The organism is Pseudomonas khorasanensis (assembly GCF_014268505.2).
GTDB lineage: Bacteria > Pseudomonadota > Gammaproteobacteria > Pseudomonadales > Pseudomonadaceae > Aquipseudomonas > Aquipseudomonas khorasanensis.
In genome coordinates this window covers 32,270-47,551 of record NZ_JABWQP020000004.1, presented here as the reverse complement: position 1 = coordinate 47,551, position 15,282 = coordinate 32,270, and the positions used below count along the sequence as shown (strand labels likewise).

The 15,282-nt window shown below is 60.8% G+C and carries 14 protein-coding genes; 10 read left to right on the top strand and 4 right to left on the bottom strand.

Annotation, left to right across the window (positions count from 1 at the left end):
- Positions 1-243: 243 nt before the first annotated feature.
- Positions 244-2,463, top strand: a complete 2,220-nt coding sequence (locus HU727_RS11810) for a primosomal protein N' (protein WP_186531908.1) — start codon at positions 244-246, stop codon at positions 2,461-2,463.
- A 94-nt stretch (positions 2,464-2,557) separates the two neighbouring features.
- Here the strand turns inward: HU727_RS11810 and HU727_RS25865 are convergent, their stop codons facing one another.
- Positions 2,558-2,680, bottom strand: coding sequence for a hypothetical protein (locus HU727_RS25865; protein ID WP_264081982.1), 123 nt, complete (start codon positions 2,678-2,680; stop codon positions 2,558-2,560).
- Between HU727_RS25865 and argS the strand changes: the two genes are divergently transcribed.
- The 9 genes from argS (at position 2,679) to HU727_RS11765 (ending at position 13,256) form a co-directional block, all read left to right on the top strand.
- Positions 2,679-4,415, top strand: a complete 1,737-nt coding sequence (gene argS / locus HU727_RS11805; protein ID WP_186531909.1) for an arginine--tRNA ligase — start codon at positions 2,679-2,681, stop codon at positions 4,413-4,415. The two genes, HU727_RS25865 and argS, sit on opposite strands and share 2 nt — an antisense overlap.
- Before the next feature lies 1 nt (position 4,416).
- Positions 4,417-5,127 (top strand): SPOR domain-containing protein, encoded by a 711-nt coding sequence (locus HU727_RS11800; RefSeq protein WP_186531910.1) that lies wholly within the window; start codon positions 4,417-4,419, stop codon positions 5,125-5,127.
- Between the two features lie 264 nt (positions 5,128-5,391).
- A complete protein-coding gene (gene hslV, locus HU727_RS11795) occupies positions 5,392-5,922 on the top strand; it encodes an ATP-dependent protease subunit HslV (protein ID WP_003186641.1) in 531 nt (176 codons plus the stop codon).
- A 55-nt stretch (positions 5,923-5,977) separates the two neighbouring features.
- A complete protein-coding gene (gene hslU, locus HU727_RS11790; RefSeq protein WP_186531911.1) occupies positions 5,978-7,315 on the top strand; it encodes an ATP-dependent protease ATPase subunit HslU in 1,338 nt (445 codons plus the stop codon).
- Positions 7,316-7,468: 153 nt separating this feature from the next.
- Positions 7,469-7,846, top strand: a complete 378-nt coding sequence (locus HU727_RS11785; RefSeq protein WP_186531912.1) for a gamma-butyrobetaine hydroxylase family protein — start codon at positions 7,469-7,471, stop codon at positions 7,844-7,846.
- 257 nt (positions 7,847-8,103) lie between these two features.
- Positions 8,104-9,783, top strand: coding sequence for a class II poly(R)-hydroxyalkanoic acid synthase (phaC, locus tag HU727_RS11780; RefSeq protein WP_186531913.1), 1,680 nt, complete (start codon positions 8,104-8,106; stop codon positions 9,781-9,783).
- 144 nt (positions 9,784-9,927) lie between these two features.
- Positions 9,928-10,782, top strand: a complete 855-nt coding sequence (phaZ, locus tag HU727_RS11775; protein WP_186531915.1) for a poly(3-hydroxyalkanoate) depolymerase — start codon at positions 9,928-9,930, stop codon at positions 10,780-10,782.
- A gap of 140 nt (positions 10,783-10,922) precedes the next feature.
- On the top strand, positions 10,923-12,605 hold the full coding sequence (gene phaC, locus HU727_RS11770; RefSeq protein WP_186531916.1) for a class II poly(R)-hydroxyalkanoic acid synthase: 1,683 nt from the start codon (positions 10,923-10,925) through the stop codon (positions 12,603-12,605).
- A gap of 30 nt (positions 12,606-12,635) precedes the next feature.
- Positions 12,636-13,256, top strand: coding sequence for a TetR/AcrR family transcriptional regulator (locus HU727_RS11765; protein ID WP_186531917.1), 621 nt, complete (start codon positions 12,636-12,638; stop codon positions 13,254-13,256).
- A gap of 68 nt (positions 13,257-13,324) precedes the next feature.
- On the opposite strand, the gene HU727_RS11760 is transcribed toward HU727_RS11765, so the two are convergent.
- The 3 genes from HU727_RS11760 to HU727_RS11750 all read right to left on the bottom strand — a co-directional run bounded on the left by HU727_RS11760 (position 13,325) and on the right by HU727_RS11750 (position 15,162).
- Complete coding sequence (locus HU727_RS11760) at positions 13,325-14,218, bottom strand: phasin family protein (RefSeq protein WP_186531918.1); 894 nt, start codon at positions 14,216-14,218, stop codon at positions 13,325-13,327.
- Between the two features lie 10 nt (positions 14,219-14,228).
- A complete protein-coding gene (locus HU727_RS11755; protein ID WP_186531919.1) occupies positions 14,229-14,651 on the bottom strand; it encodes a phasin family protein in 423 nt (140 codons plus the stop codon).
- A gap of 235 nt (positions 14,652-14,886) precedes the next feature.
- The gene (locus HU727_RS11750; RefSeq protein ID WP_186531920.1) at positions 14,887-15,162 is read right to left on the bottom strand and encodes a polyhydroxyalkanoic acid system family protein; all 276 of its coding nucleotides are present in this window, start codon (positions 15,160-15,162) and stop codon (positions 14,887-14,889) included.
- Positions 15,163-15,282: the final 120 nt, after the last annotated feature.

The window sequence follows — 15,282 nt, the reverse complement described above, 5'->3', positions numbered from 1 at the left end:
ATACCGCACGTAATTAGGCCGCGGATTCTACCAGACCTTTTCAATCACGCAAGCTGTCACCGAGACCGACCGTCTGCTAGGCTCCCGGCCCAATACGCGATCCTTGTGGGAGCGAGCCTGCTCGCGAAAGCATTCCGTCAGCCAGCATTTCAGTCGCCTGACACAGCGCTTTCGCGAGCAGGCTCGCCCCCACAGGTTATGTACCCAGCCCTATTAATACTCTGTTGATCGAGATCCCCCCGCGTGCCCGACGCCATTCTGCGCCTTGCCCTGCCTTCGCCTTTGCGCCGCCTGTTCGATTACCGGGCGCCGGCCGGGGTGCGGCGCGAGCAATTGCAACCAGGCATGCGCCTGCGGGTGCCGTTTGGCCGACGGGAGATGATCGGTATTCTGGTGGAGATCGCCGACACCAGCGAAGTGCCGGTGGAAAAACTCAAACCGGCGCTGGCGTTGCTCGACGCCACGCCGCCGTTGCCACCGGCACTGTTCAAGCTGTGCCTGTGGACGTCACAGTATTATCAGCACAGCCTCGGCGATACCTTGAGCTGGGCGCTGCCGGTGCTGTTGCGCCAGGGTGAACCGGCCGAGGCGCGGCAGGAGCGGTTCTGGTCAGCCGCGCCCGGTGCCAGCCTTGACGACCCGCGTATCGCTCGCGCGCCCCGCCAGCGCGAAGCATTGGCGACATTGGCCCAGCACCCCCACGGCGTCGCACATCAGTTGCTGAGCAAACTGATGCTGAGCAAGGACAGCCTCGATCTGCTGCTGGCCAAAGGTCTGGTGCAGGTGGACATCCGCCGTCATGCACCGGGCCTGCGTCACGAGCACTGGCTGGCGCAACCCGAACTCCCCCTCAATACCGAACAGCGCGCAGCCTATGAGGCGATTCGCGCCGGGTTCGACAGTTATCACGCCTTTCTACTGGCGGGTGTCACCGGCAGCGGCAAGACCGAAGTCTACCTGCAGCTGATTCGCGAAACCCTCGAAGCCGGCAAGCAGGCATTGGTGCTGATCCCGGAGATCAACCTCGGCCCGCAGACGCTGGCGCGCTTCGAACAGCGCTTCAATGCACGCATCGCCCTGGTGCATTCGGCGGTCAATGATCGCGAGCGCCTGGAGGCCTGGCTTGCCGCTCGTGATGGCGAGGCCGACATCATTATCGGCACCCGTTCGGCGCTGTTCACTCCGATGAAAAACCCTGGGTTGATCATCATCGACGAAGAGCACGACGGCTCTTATAAACAGCAGGAAGGTCTGCGCTATCACGCCCGCGACCTGGCGCTGGTGCGCGCGCGGCAGGAAAACATCCCGATCGTGCTCGGTTCCGCCACGCCATCGCTGGAAAGCCTGCACAACGCCTACACCGGCCGCTACGGACTGTTGCGCCTGAACGAGCGCGCCGGCGGCGCCAAGCAACCGCGCTTCCTGCGTCTGGATGTGAAGAGTCGTCCGCTGGACAGCGGTATTTCCGGGCCGATGCAGCAAGCCATCGGCCAGACCCTCGCCAACGGCCAGCAGGTGCTGGTGTTCCTCAACCGGCGCGGATTTGCCCCAACCCTGCTGTGCCACGATTGCGGCTGGATGTCGGAGTGTTCGCGTTGCGATGCGCGCATGACCGTGCACCAGCGCTACGGCGAATTGCGCTGCCACCATTGCGGCAACGTCGAACGAACCCCGCGCCAGTGCCCGAAGTGCAGCAAAGTCGATCTGCGCCCGGTTGGCGCTGGCACCGAGCGCGCCGAGGAGCGACTGGCGATTCTGTTCCCCGATTACCCGGTACTGCGCGTCGACCGCGACAGCACCTCGCGCAAGGACGCGATGAATCAACTGTTTGCCACGATCCAGAAAGGCCAGCCGTGCATTCTGGTCGGCACGCAGATGTTGGCCAAAGGGCACCACTTTCCACGGGTGACGCTGGTGTCGATTCTGGATGCCGACGGCGGGCTGTTTTCCGGCGACTTCCGCGCCAGCGAGCGCATGGCGCAATTGATCGTCCAGGTCGCCGGACGAGCCGGCCGTGCGGAAGAGCCCGGCAAAGTGATCATCCAGACCCATCTGGCCGACCATCCTTTGTTGGTGCAACTGACAGAGCAGGGTTACTTCGCCTTTGCCGAACAGGCCTTGAGCGAGCGCCGTGCCGCAGGGCTGCCGCCGTTTGCGCACCTGGCGCTGTTGCGCGCCGAAGCGCATAAATCGGGGCAGGCGGAAGGGTTTCTTGATGAGGCGTGCAGCGAGGCCGAACGCTTGCTGGCCGAGCAGCATCTGAGCGGGATTGAATTGCTCGGGCCGGTGCCAGCGCCGATGGAGCGGCGAGCCGGGCGCTATCGCGCGCAACTTTTGCTGCAGGCGACGGCGCGGGCGCCACTGCACAAGCTGATGGCCAACTGGCTGCTGGCGCTGGAGCAGATGCCGAGCGGGCGGGCGGTGCGCTGGTCGCTGGATGTTGATCCTGTGGATTTGTATTGAGCTGAAGATTGCCTTCGCGAGCAGGCTCGCTCCCACTGTGTGTCACGCACAGAACCCTGTGGGAGCGAGCCTGCTCGCGAAAGCGGACTTTTTGTCACCACATATCCACATCCTGCCTGCTAAGGTTGGCAAGCCCGTCTTCGCAACGGATAATGCCCAGTTTTTCCACCCGCGCACCGATGCGCCCGCCGCGCTTGCGGTCGAAAGAGAAGACCATGAAAGACACCATTCGCCAGCTGATCCAGCAAGCCCTCGCCCAACTCGTCAACGAAGGTGTGTTGCCTGAAGGCCTGTCGCCGGCGATTCAGGTGGAGAACGCCCGGGACAAGACCCACGGCGACTTCGCCAGCAACATCGCCATGATGCTGGCCAAGCCTGCCGGCATGAAGCCGCGCGACCTGGCGGAAAAAATCATCGCTGCGCTGCCCGCTGACGAGAACGTCACCAAGGCCGAAATCGCCGGCCCGGGGTTCATCAATTTTTTCCAGAATACTCAGGCGCTGGCCTCGCGCCTCGACGCCGCCCTGGCCGACGCCCACGTTGGCGTGCGTAAGGCTGGCCCGGCGCAGCGCACCGTGGTCGACCTGTCCGCACCCAACCTGGCCAAAGAGATGCACGTGGGCCACCTGCGTTCGACCATCATTGGCGACGGTGTGGCACGGGTACTGGAATTTCTCGGCGACGAAGTGATCCGTCAGAACCATGTGGGCGACTGGGGCACCCAGTTCGGCATGTTGATGGCGTATCTGCAGGAAAACCCGATCACCAGCGACGAGCTCTCGGACCTGGAAAACTTCTACCGCGCCGCCAAGAAGCGCTTCGACGAATCCGAAGAATTCGCCGACCGCGCCCGGGGTCTGGTGGTAAAGCTGCAGGCTGGCGATGCCGAGTGCCTGGCGCTGTGGACCCGATTCAAGGACATCTCGCTGTCGCACTGCCAGAAGATCTACGAGTTGCTCAACGTCAAACTGACCATGGCCGACGTGATGGGCGAAAGCGCCTACAACGACGACCTGATCAACGTGGTCAACGACCTGAAGGCAGCTGGCATGCTGGTCGAGAGCAACGGCGCGCAATGTGTGTTCCTCGATGAGTTCAAGAACGCCGACGGCGACCCGCTGCCGGTGATCATCGTCAAGGCTGACGGCGGTTATCTGTACGCCACCACTGACCTGGCGGCCGTGCGCTATCGCAGCGGCAAACTGCAAGCTGATCGCGCGCTGTATTTCGTCGATCAGCGTCAGGCCCTGCACTTCCAGCAAGTGTTCGCGGTGGCGCGCAAGGCCGGTTTCGTCACGCATCCAATGCAAATGGAGCACATGGGTTTCGGCACCATGAACGGCGCCGATGGGCGTCCGTTCAAGACCCGTGACGGCGGCACCGTGAAGCTGATCGATCTGCTCACCGAAGCGCAGGAACGCGCCTACAGCCTGGTGAAAGAAAAGAATCCGACGCTGGCCGAAGACGAATTGCGCAACATCGCCAGAGTCGTTGGCATCGGCGCGGTGAAATACGCCGACCTGTCCAAGCATCGCACCAGCGACTACAGCTTCAACTTCGACCTGATGCTCAACTTCGAAGGCAACACCGCGCCGTATCTGCTGTACGCCTACACTCGTGTGGCCGGTGTGTTCCGCAAACTCGGCAAGGATTTCAGCGAAGTCGACGGCCAGATCGTCCTCGAAGCGGCGCACGAGCAAGAGCTGGCGGCGAAACTGGCGCAATTGGGCGAAGTGCTCAACAGCGTCGCCGACAAGGGCACGCCTCACATCCTCTGCACCTACCTGTACGACGTCGCTGGCCTGTTCTCCAGTTTTTACGAGAACTGCCCGATCCTCGCTGCCGATACCCCGGCGCAAATGCAGAGCCGTCTGCGTCTGGCCGCGCTGACCGGGCGCACCCTCAAGCAAGGCCTGGAGCTGTTGGGTCTGGAAACTCTGGAGCGCATGTAAGTTGGCCGCCAAGAAAAAACCTGCACCCAAACGTGGCGCCAGCCGCTACCAGGCACCTGCTAAACAACCGATTCCGGGCTGGCTGTGGATGGCCATCGGCCTGACAGTCGGCGCCTTCATCGTATTCCTGATGAAACTGGAGCCGGGCAAGGGCAGCGACACGGTCAAGCGCGAAAAAGTCGAGCAACAGCAGAAAGCGTCGAAGATCGCCGAGGCCAACAAGACCCCGCCGAGCCCGACGCAACCGGTCAAGCCGAAGTACGACTTCTACACGCTGCTGCCGGAATCGGAAGTGATCGTGCCGCCTGACGCAGTGCCGGAGAAGACGCTGCCGACGCCACAGGTACCGGCCATCCCGACCACGCCGGTCACACCGGCGGAAGCGGCGAAGATCGACACCGCGCGCGCTCAGGCGGCGCTGGCCGGCATTACGCCGCCCCCAGCGCCACCGGTGAGCAAAGCGGCGCCAGTGACCAAATTCTTCCTTCAGGCGGGTTCGTTCCGCAAAGAGGCGGACGCCGACAAGGTCCGTGCGCAGATCATTCTGCTCGGTCAGGCGGTGTCGGTTGAGTCCGGCACGGTCAAGGACGAAACCTGGTACCGCGTGCTGGTCGGTCCGTTCAGCAACCGCGAACAACTGACTACAGCGCAGAAACAACTGGCTGGCAGCGGCTTTAGCAACCTGTTGTTACAACAACGCCAGAGCCGCTGATCCCGCGATGATCGTTCCCACGCTCTGCGTGGGAATGCCTCTACGGACGCGCGACGTCCCAGCGACGAAGGGAACGCGGAGCGTCCCGGGCTGCATTCCCACGTGGAGCGTGGGAACGATCAAATCAAAAGATCGCAGCCTTCGGCAGCTCCTACAGTTGATCACCGCTCGTCCCCTCTCCCGCGCCATGGTTGAAATCCTCCCCAGCACCCCCATATGAATGGGCATAAGGCATTTTCGCCCCGCTGCGTGGAGACTCTTCCCTTGACCACCATCGTTTCAGTCCGCCGCCACGGCAAAGTCGTCATGGGCGGCGACGGCCAGGTTTCTCTTGGCAATACCGTGATGAAAGGCAACGCCAAAAAGGTTCGTCGCCTGTACCACGGCCAGGTCATCGCCGGTTTCGCCGGTGCCACCGCCGACGCCTTCACCCTCTTCGAACGCTTCGAAGGCCAGCTCGAAAAACATCAAGGCCACCTGGTCCGCGCCGCTGTCGAACTCGCCAAAGAATGGCGCACCGACCGTTCCCTGAGCCGCCTCGAAGCCATGCTCGCGGTCGCCAACAAGGATGCGTCCCTGATCATTACCGGTAACGGTGATGTGGTCGAACCCGAAGACGGCCTGATCGCCATGGGTTCCGGCGGCGCCTACGCGCAAGCTGCGGCCAGCGCACTGCTGAAAAAGACCGACCTGTCGGCCCGCGAAATCGTCGAAACCGCCCTTGGCATCGCCGGCGACATCTGTGTATTCACCAACCACACCCAGACCATTGAGGAGCAGGACCTCGCTGAATAAGCCTGTTGCGGCCACTGTGCCACGGCTTGTTTCTGCTTGAGGACCGCCAATTATTATGTCAATGACTCCCCGCGAAATCGTCCACGAACTCAACCGCCACATCATCGGCCAGGACGATGCCAAGCGCGCCGTCGCGATTGCCCTGCGCAACCGCTGGCGCCGCATGCAACTGCCCGAAGAACTGCGCGTTGAAGTGACGCCGAAGAACATCCTGATGATCGGCCCGACTGGTGTCGGTAAAACCGAAATCGCCCGTCGCCTGGCGAAACTGGCCAACGCGCCGTTCATCAAGGTCGAAGCGACCAAATTCACCGAGGTCGGCTACGTTGGCCGTGACGTCGAGTCGATCATCCGGGATCTGGCCGACGCCGCTATCAAGATGCTCCGCGAGCAGGAAATGACCCGCGTGCGCCACCGCGCCGAAGACGCTGCCGAGGATCGCATCCTCGACGCGCTGCTGCCGCCGGCACGCATGGGCTTCAGCAATGAAGAAGCGCCGAGCTCCGATTCCAACACCCGTCAGCTGTTCCGCAAGCGCCTGCGCGAAGGTCAGCTGGACGACAAGGAAATCGAGATCGAAGTCGCCGAAGTATCCGGCATCGAGATCGCCACGCCGCCAGGCATGGAAGAAATGACCAACCAGCTCCAGTCCCTGTTCGCCAACATGGGCAAGGGCAAGAAGAAGTCGCGCAAGCTCAAGGTCAAGGAAGCGTTCAAGCTGGTACGCGACGAAGAAGCCGGGCGCCTGGTCAACGAAGAAGAGTTGAAGGCCAAGGCACTGGAAGCGGTCGAGCAGCACGGCATCGTGTTCATCGACGAAATCGACAAAGTCGCCAAGCGTGGCAATGTCGGCGGCGCCGATGTGTCCCGTGAAGGTGTGCAGCGTGACCTGCTGCCGCTGATCGAAGGCTGCACCGTCAACACCAAGCTGGGTATGGTCAAGACCGACCACATTCTATTCATCGCCTCCGGTGCGTTCCACCTGAGCAAGCCGAGCGATCTGGTGCCGGAGCTGCAAGGCCGTTTGCCGATCCGCGTCGAACTCAAGGCGCTGAGCCCGCAAGACTTCGAACGCATCCTCAGCGAACCGCACGCCTCGCTCACCGAGCAATACTGCGCCCTGTTGAAAACCGAAGGCCTGAACATCCAGTTCCAGCCAGAGGGCATCAAGCGCATCGCCGAGATTGCCTGGCAGGTCAACGAAAAGACCGAGAATATCGGCGCCCGTCGCCTGCACACCCTGCTTGAGCGCTTGCTCGAAGAGGTGTCGTTCAGTGCCGGCGATCTGGCCAGCGCCCATGATGACAAGGCGATCCTGATCGACGCCGAATACGTCAACAGCCATCTGGGCGAATTGGCGCAGAACGAAGATCTGTCCCGTTATATCCTGTAAGCCATACTTACAGCGGTAGCGGACCCTGTGGGAGCGAGCCTGCTCGCGAAGAGGCCGTGTCAGTTGACATTAGTGTTTTCTGACACAGCGCTTTCGCGAGCAGGCTCGCTCTCACATTTGATCTAGGGTCGCCCACACATCGGACGCCAGCCCATGAATCGAATCCCCACCGACATCAAACTGCACAAAGCCTCGAAAACCCTGACGCTCACCTACGCGTCCGGCGAGGAATTCACCCTGCCCGCGGAATTTCTGCGCGTGCACTCCCCCTCCGCCGAGGTCCAGGGCCACGGCAAACCGATCCTGCAATTCGGCAAGCTCAATGTCGGCCTGACCAAGCTGGAACCGGCCGGACATTACGCACTGAAACTGACCTTCGATGACGGCCACGACAGCGGCCTGTTCACCTGGGACTATCTCTACGAGCTGGGCAAACGCCAGACTGAACTGTGGGACGATTATCTGGCCGAGCTGCGTGCCGCCGGGAAAAGCCGTGACCCGAACGAGTCCTTCGTCAAGCTGATGCTCTAGGCCGCGCGTCTCGCTCTTTAGAAGGCATTTTCTAACTTCATCTGTTTGAATGCTCCGCGTGTGCGGCCCAGGATCGGCTGCTTGCGAAAAAAATTAAACTCGGGTAACCAATGGAGCTGGCAAGTTCTCTGCAGTGCTCTATGACTGTAAGGCAGCCATGCAGAATCAACGGTCACCCGAGCAGTAGTACCTGGCGTTGGCTGTGGAACTGCACAGCAGAAACCGGGTACTCGTCTCAGGACAATGGAGCGTCGTAGATGAGTAACAAGAATAACGATGACCTGAAGTACCAAGCCTCGGAGAACACCCTGGGGCTTAACCCCGTCGTCGGGCTGCGCGGAAAGGATCTGCTGGCCTCTGCTCGTATGGTGCTCAAACAGGCCATCAGACAACCGATTCATAGCGTCAAGCATGTGACCCATTTCGGCCTTGAGCTGAAGAACGTGCTGCTTGGCAAATCCGCCCTGCAGCCGGCCGGCGATGACCGTCGTTTTGCCGATCCGGCATGGAGCCAGAACCCGCTCTACAAACGTTATCTGCAAACCTACCTGGCATGGCGCAAGGAGCTCCATTCCTGGATCGACGACAGCAGCCTGTCACCCAAAGACATTGCCCGCGGGCACTTCGTCATCAATCTCATGACCGAAGCCATGGCGCCGACCAACACGGCAGCCAACCCGGCAGCAGTAAAACGCTTCTTCGAAACCGGTGGCAAAAGCCTGCTCGACGGGCTCTCCCATCTGGCGAAAGATCTGGTGCACAACGGCGGCATGCCAAGCCAGGTCAACATGGGCGCGTTCGAGGTCGGCAAGAGCCTGGGCGTGACCGAAGGCGCGGTGGTGTTTCGCAATGATGTGCTGGAACTGATCCAGTACAAGCCGATCACCGAGCAAATCCACGAGCGCCCATTGCTGGTGGTGCCGCCGCAGATCAACAAGTTTTACGTATTCGACTTGAGCCCGGACAAGAGCCTGGCGCGCTTTTGCCTGCGCAATAACGTGCCGACCTTCATTGTCAGTTGGCGCAACCCGACCAAGGCCCAGCGCGAATGGGGCCTGTCTACTTACATCGAGGCGCTGAAAGAAGCCGTCAATGTCGTCACCGCGATCACTGGCAGCAAGGACGTCAACATGCTCGGCGCCTGCTCCGGCGGGATCACCTGCACGGCGCTGCTCGGCCACTACGCGGCGATTGGCGAACACAAGGTCAACTCCCTCACGCTGCTGGTCAGCGTGCTCGACACCACGCTCGACAGCGACGTTGCCCTGTTCGTCGACGAACAGACCCTGGAGACCGCCAAGCGTCACTCGTACCAGGCCGGAGTGCTTGAGGGCAAAGACATGGCCAAGGTCTTCGCCTGGATGCGCCCCAACGACCTGATCTGGAATTACTGGGTCAACAATTACCTGCTGGGCAACGAGCCACCGGTTTTCGACATTCTGTTCTGGAACAACGACACCACTCGCCTGCCGGCCGCGTTCCACGGCGACCTGATCGAGATGTTCAAAAACAATCCACTGATCCGCCCCAATGCACTCGAAGTGTGCGGCACGCCGATCGACCTGAAACAGGTTACCGCTGACATTTTCTCGCTGGCCGGCACCAACGACCATATCACCCCATGGAAGTCCTGCTACAAGTCGGCGCAGCTGTTCGGCGGCAAAGTTGAATTTGTGCTGTCGAGCAGCGGCCATATCCAGAGCATCCTCAACCCGCCGGGCAACCCGAAGTCGCGCTACATGACCGGTGAAGAAATGGCCGCGACGGCCGATGACTGGCAAGAGAACTCCACCAAACACACCGACTCCTGGTGGCTGCACTGGCAGGCATGGCTGGCCCAACGTTCGGGCAACCTGAAAAAAGCCCCGACGAAACTGGGCAACAAGGCGTATCCGGCGGGCGAAGGCGCACCGGGGACATACGTCCATGAGCGGTAACTGACCCACCGAAATCCCACTGTAGGAGCTGCCGAAGGCTGCGATCTCTTGATGTTGTCGTTGAAGATCAAAAGATCGCAGCCTCGTTTCACTCGTCAGCTCCTACAGCGGAGCGGTGGACTTGAAATCTACAGGGCCTCACCCATGCCGCAACCGTTCATTTTCCGCACCGTCGACCTGGATGGCCAGACCCTCCGCACAGCGGTTCGTCCCGGCAAGCCGCACTTGACGCCCTTGCTGATTTTCAACGGCATCGGCGCCAACCTGGAGCTGGTATTTCCATTCGTCGCGGCGTTGGACCCGGACCTGGAAGTGATCGCCTTCGACGTGCCCGGTGTCGGCGGTTCTTCCACGCCGAACCGGCCGTATCGCTTTCCCGGTCTGGCCAAATTGACGGCGCGGATGCTCGATTATCTCGATTACGGTCAGGTCAACGTGATCGGCGTGTCGTGGGGCGGCGCACTCGCGCAGCAGTTTGCCTATGACTATCCCGAGCGCTGCAAAAAACTTGTGCTGGCGGCGACGGCGGCCGGGGCGGTGATGGTCCCGGGCAAACCGAAAGTGCTGTGGATGATGGCCAGTCCCCGGCGCTACATTCAACCGTCCCACGTGATTCGCATCGCGCCGATGATCTATGGCGGTTCGTTCCGCCGCGACCCGACGCTGGCCGCCAGCCATGCCGCGAAAGTGCGTTCGGCGGGCAAGCTCGGTTATTACTGGCAACTGTTTGCCGGGCTTGGCTGGACCAGCATTCACTGGCTGCACAAGATTCATCAGCCGACGCTGGTACTGGCCGGGGATGACGATCCGTTGATTCCGCTGATCAACATGCGCGTGCTCGCCTGGCGCATTCCCAATGCACAGTTACACGTCATCGATGACGGCCATTTGTTCCTGATTACCCGGGCAGAAGCCGTGGCGCCGATCATCATGAAGTTTCTCCAGGAGGAACGTCTGCGCGCGGTGATGCACCCGCATCCGACCCCGCTGGGCGGCTGATCGCTGCGGCAGGCTTTATGCAGCACTTTCGATTGAAGGCGCGCGGCAGGACGCCGCGCAGGCAGCAACCCCCAACAGCGTCTATGGTGTTCTGGTTCGGCGAGTGTGTTTTTGCCCTGAAGACGAAGGAGTGTTGAGTCATGCGCGAAAAACCAGCGACGGCCCCGGTGGCCAGCCCCGCCGTGTTTATCAACGCACAAAGTGCAATCACCGGCCTGCGTGGCCGGGATCTGCTCTCGACGCTGCGCAGCGTGGCTGCCCATGGCCTGCGCAATCCGCTGCACAGTGCGAAACACGCCTTGAAACTGGGCGGGCAACTGGGCCGCGTACTGCTCGGGGAAACCTTGCACCCGTCCAACCCGCAAGACAGCCGCTTCGCCGATCCGGCGTGGAGCCTCAACCCGTTTTACCGGCGCAGCCTGCAGGCGTATCTGACCTGGCAGAAGCAGGTCAAAAGCTGGATCGATGAAAGCGATATGAACCCCGAAGACCGCGCCCGCGCGCACTTCGCTTTTACCCTGCTCAATGATGCCGTGGCGCCGTCCAATACCCTGCTCAATCCGTTGGCGGTCAAGGAACTCTTCAACTCAGGCGGACATAGCCTGGTGCGCGGCCTCAGCCATCTGTTCGACGACCTGTTGCACAACGACGGCTTGCCACGGCAAGTGACGAAGCAAGCGTTCGAGGTCGGCAGAACCGTCGCCACCACCCCCGGGGCCGTGGTCTTTCGCAATGAAATGCTCGAACTGATCCAGTACAAATCAATGAGCGAAAAGCAGTACGCCAAGCCTTTGCTGGTGGTGCCGCCGCAAATCAACAAATACTACATTTTCGACCTCAGCCCGCAGAACAGCTTCGTCCAGTACGCGCTGAAGAACGGGTTGCAGACCTTCATGATCAGCTGGCGCAATCCCGATGTGCGCCACCGGGAGTGGGGCCTGTCGAGTTACGTCGAAGCGGTGGAAGAGGCGATGAACATCTGCCGGGCGATCACCGGTGCCCGTGAGATCAACCTGATGGGCGCCTGTGCGGGCGGGCTCACCATCGCCGCGCTGCAAGGGCATTTGCAGGCCAAACGGCAATTGCGCCGTGTCGCCAGCGCCACGTATCTGGTCAGCCTGCTCGACAGCCAGATCGAAACCCCGGCCACGCTGTTCGCCGATGAGCAGACTCTGGAAGCGGCCAAGCGACGCTCGTATCAGAAAGGCGTGCTCGACGGTCGCGACATGGCCAAGGTCTTCGCCTGGATGCGCCCCAACGATCTGATCTGGAGCTACTTCGTTAACAATTACCTGTTGGGCAAAGAGCCGCCGGCGTTCGACATTCTGTACTGGAACAACGACAACACTCGCTTGCCGGCGGCGCTGCACGGCGACTTGCTGGATTTCTTCAAGCACAACCCGCTGACCCGCGCCGGTGGGCTCGAGGTCTGTGGCACGCCGATCGACTTGCAGAAAGTCAATGTCGACAGCTTCAGCGTCGCCGGCATGAACGACCACATCACGCCGTGGGACGCGGTGTATCGCTCGACCCTGCTGCTCGGCGGCGAGCGGCGCTTCGTGCTGTCCAACAGCGGCCACGTGCAGAGCATTCTCAACCCGCCGAGCAACCCGAAAGCCGCGTACGTCGAGAACGCCAGACTGAGCAGCGACCCGCGCGCCTGGTACTACGACGCCACGACCGTCGAGGGCAGTTGGTGGCCGCAGTGGCTGGACTGGGTCCAGCAACGCTCGGGCGCCCTCAACGAAACCAGCATGACACTCGGCAACCCGAACTACCCGCCGATGGAAGCCGCGCCGGGCACCTACGTGCGCGTGCGCTGACGCTAAACCGAACTTTTCTAAGAAGACTGGATGAAAACCCGCGACCGGATTCTCGAATGTGCACTGCAACTGTTCAACGAAAAGGGCGAGCCGAACGTCTCCACCATGGAGGTGGCCAACGAAATGGGGATCAGCCCCGGCAACCTCTACTACCACTTTCATGGCAAGGAACCGCTGATTCTCGGTTTGTTCGAACGCTTCCAGCACGAGCTCGCGCCGCTGCTCGATCCGCCGCCAGAGGTGGAATTGGCGCCGGAGGATTACTGGCTGTTTTTGCATTTGATCGTCGAGCGTCTGGCGCAATACCGGTTCCTGTTTCAGGACCTGTCGAACCTGGCGGGACGGTTGCCGAAGCTGGCCAAGGGTATTCGCAATCTGCTCAATGCGCTGAAGAGGACGCTGGCATCGCTGTTGGCGAGGCTGAAGGCTTCGGGGCAACTGGTCAGTGATACGCAGGCCTTGGGGCAGTTGGTCGAGCAGATCACCCTGACGCTGCTGTTCTCGCTGGACTACCAGAGGATTCTTGACCGTGCGGGGGAAGTCAGGCTGGTGGTTTACCAGATCATGATGCTGGTGGCGCCGCATTTATTGCCGCCGGTGAAGGTGGCGACGGAGCGCATGGCGCTGCAATACCTCGAGGATCACGACTGATCTTTTGACCTTCAAACAAAAAAACGCCCGACCTTCACAGGCCGGGCGTTTTGTTTTTGCCCTGAAAATCAGGACTGACTGGTTGGCGTCGACGGAGTCGATGCTGCAGTCGGGACAGCTGTTGCTGTGGGTGCAGTAGCGGAGTTCGCCGCGCTGGCCGGAGCAACCGGAGTAGCCGATGGTGTGGCGGCCGGTTTCGGCGTTGCCGCTTTCGGTGCAGCCGGTTTTTTCACTGCAGGCTTCTTCGCCGCAGCCGGTTTGGCCGCAGGCTTGGCGGCAGCGGTTTTCGCGGCTGGCTTGGCCGCAGGTTTCGCTGCAGTTTTAGCCACGGTTTTTGCCGCCGGCTTGGCAACGGCTTTGGCGGCAACCGATTTGGCGGCTGCTTTGGCGGCAGGCTTGGCGGCGGCAACTTTCGCTGCCGGTGTGACCACAGCTTTCGCGGCAGGTTTAACCGCCGCTTTAGCCAAAGGCTTGGCTGCGGTTTTAGTCGCAGGTTTTGCCGCTGCAGTTTTAGGCGCCGGTTTCGCCGCAACGGTTTTCGCCGCCACAGGCTGAGCTTTCAGACCGGTGAGTTTTTCGATCTGTCTGGTCAGCGTATCGACCTTGGCGTTGAGCGCCTTGACCTCATTGCGGCTCGGCACGCCGAGACGTGAAATCGCGCTGTTGAGGCGCTTGTCGAAAGCTCCTTCGAGCTCGTCCCACTTGCCCAGTGCACGGTCTTTCACGCCGCTGATGCGCGACTTGGCCGAAGAGGTCGAGTCTTCGACTTTCTTGCCGACGGCAGTTTTCGTGAGTTTCTCGGCTTTCTCGCCGTCTTTGACCAATGCATCGAAGAGTTTGCTGCCGTCAGTGTCGATCTTCGAGTACACGCCTAAACCAGCCAGCCAGATTTTGCGGGAGTAAGACTCGACCTTCCCGACCCACGAGCTGCTTTCTTTATCGGTGTTCTTTTTGCCAGCCATCCCGTTCTCCTTAAGATTTTCGCGCGACGCGTTCGAGCAATGCCGTCAGCTCATCGAGCTTAGCAGAGAGTGCCTCAACGTCATGTTTAGACGGAATGCCGATACGATTCAAGGCGCTGGCCACACGGTTGTCGAAGGCCTTCTCGACCTTGTCGAGCTGAACTTCAACGCGACCCTTGAACGAGCTGACCTGAGTGGCGGCTTCATCGATTTCGGCGTTGGCCGCGACGAGCTTCTCGGTGACGGCTTTTTTGCCTTTCGTTTCAACGGTTTGACCGGCGGCGATCAGCTCTTGAAAGTACTCGCTGCCCTCCTGACCGACCTTGGCGTAGGCCCCAAGACCCGCCAGCCAGATCTTGCGGGCATAGGATTTGACGTCGCTCAGAGTGGAAGTCGGAGCGTCGATTTTTTTCTTCAGAATAACTTTGGCCATGGTGCACCTCACGCGCAGAAGGTTTGAGGAACTGCCCGCGAAAGTGTCGGGCTGAGGCACAAAGTAGGCAGAAAAATTAGAAACGGCACCCTAACCAAGCGCGCGTATTACAAAACAAATGTGGGAGCGAGCCTGCTCGCGAATGCGGTGTGTCAGCCAACGCATAAGACATCTGCCATACCGCATTCGCGAGCAGGCTCGCTCCCACAGGGAGTTTCGGTTATTGAAATCGCGGTCAGACCAGGGCTTTATCCAAGGCCTTCTCGATCTCGGCCTTGATCATGCCGCTCATGGCCGACATCATCAGGCCCAGCTCTACATCGACCTTGATCGAGTCGTCCGCCACATGCACCTGACCTTTCACGCCCGAGCGCTTGAGGTGCAGCGTATCGCCCGACCACTGCGGCTCCAGGCCATATTTTTCTTCCAGTTTTGCGGCGAGTTTTTCGGCCTTCTCGCGGGCGGCTTCCTTGCCCAGGGTGTGGGCACGCTCAACACTGATTTTGGCCATTGCAGAACTCCTGATACATGAATAAGTGACGGGAAATCTTGACCGCCAATGCGGCAAATCGTCCCGAAGGTTGCCCATCTTACCGTCAGCCACTCCAAGACAAAGCATGGCTTGGGGATT

Coding starts and splice junctions, on each gene's coding strand:
- argS (WP_186531909.1), top strand. CDS start 2,679: ATGAAAGACACCATTCGCCAGCTGATCCAGCAAGCCCTCGCCCAACTC.
- HU727_RS25865 (WP_264081982.1), bottom strand. CDS start 2,680: ATGGTCTTCTCTTTCGACCGCAAGCGCGGCGGGCGCATCGGTGCGCGG.
- hslU (WP_186531911.1), top strand. CDS start 5,978: ATGTCAATGACTCCCCGCGAAATCGTCCACGAACTCAACCGCCACATC.
- HU727_RS11785 (WP_186531912.1), top strand. CDS start 7,469: ATGAATCGAATCCCCACCGACATCAAACTGCACAAAGCCTCGAAAACC.
- phaC (WP_186531913.1), top strand. CDS start 8,104: ATGAGTAACAAGAATAACGATGACCTGAAGTACCAAGCCTCGGAGAAC.
- phaZ (WP_186531915.1), top strand. CDS start 9,928: ATGCCGCAACCGTTCATTTTCCGCACCGTCGACCTGGATGGCCAGACC.
- phaC (WP_186531916.1), top strand. CDS start 10,923: ATGCGCGAAAAACCAGCGACGGCCCCGGTGGCCAGCCCCGCCGTGTTT.
- HU727_RS11765 (WP_186531917.1), top strand. CDS start 12,636: ATGAAAACCCGCGACCGGATTCTCGAATGTGCACTGCAACTGTTCAAC.
- HU727_RS11760 (WP_186531918.1), bottom strand. CDS start 14,218: ATGGCTGGCAAAAAGAACACCGATAAAGAAAGCAGCTCGTGGGTCGGG.
- HU727_RS11755 (WP_186531919.1), bottom strand. CDS start 14,651: ATGGCCAAAGTTATTCTGAAGAAAAAAATCGACGCTCCGACTTCCACT.
- HU727_RS11750 (WP_186531920.1), bottom strand. CDS start 15,162: ATGGCCAAAATCAGTGTTGAGCGTGCCCACACCCTGGGCAAGGAAGCC.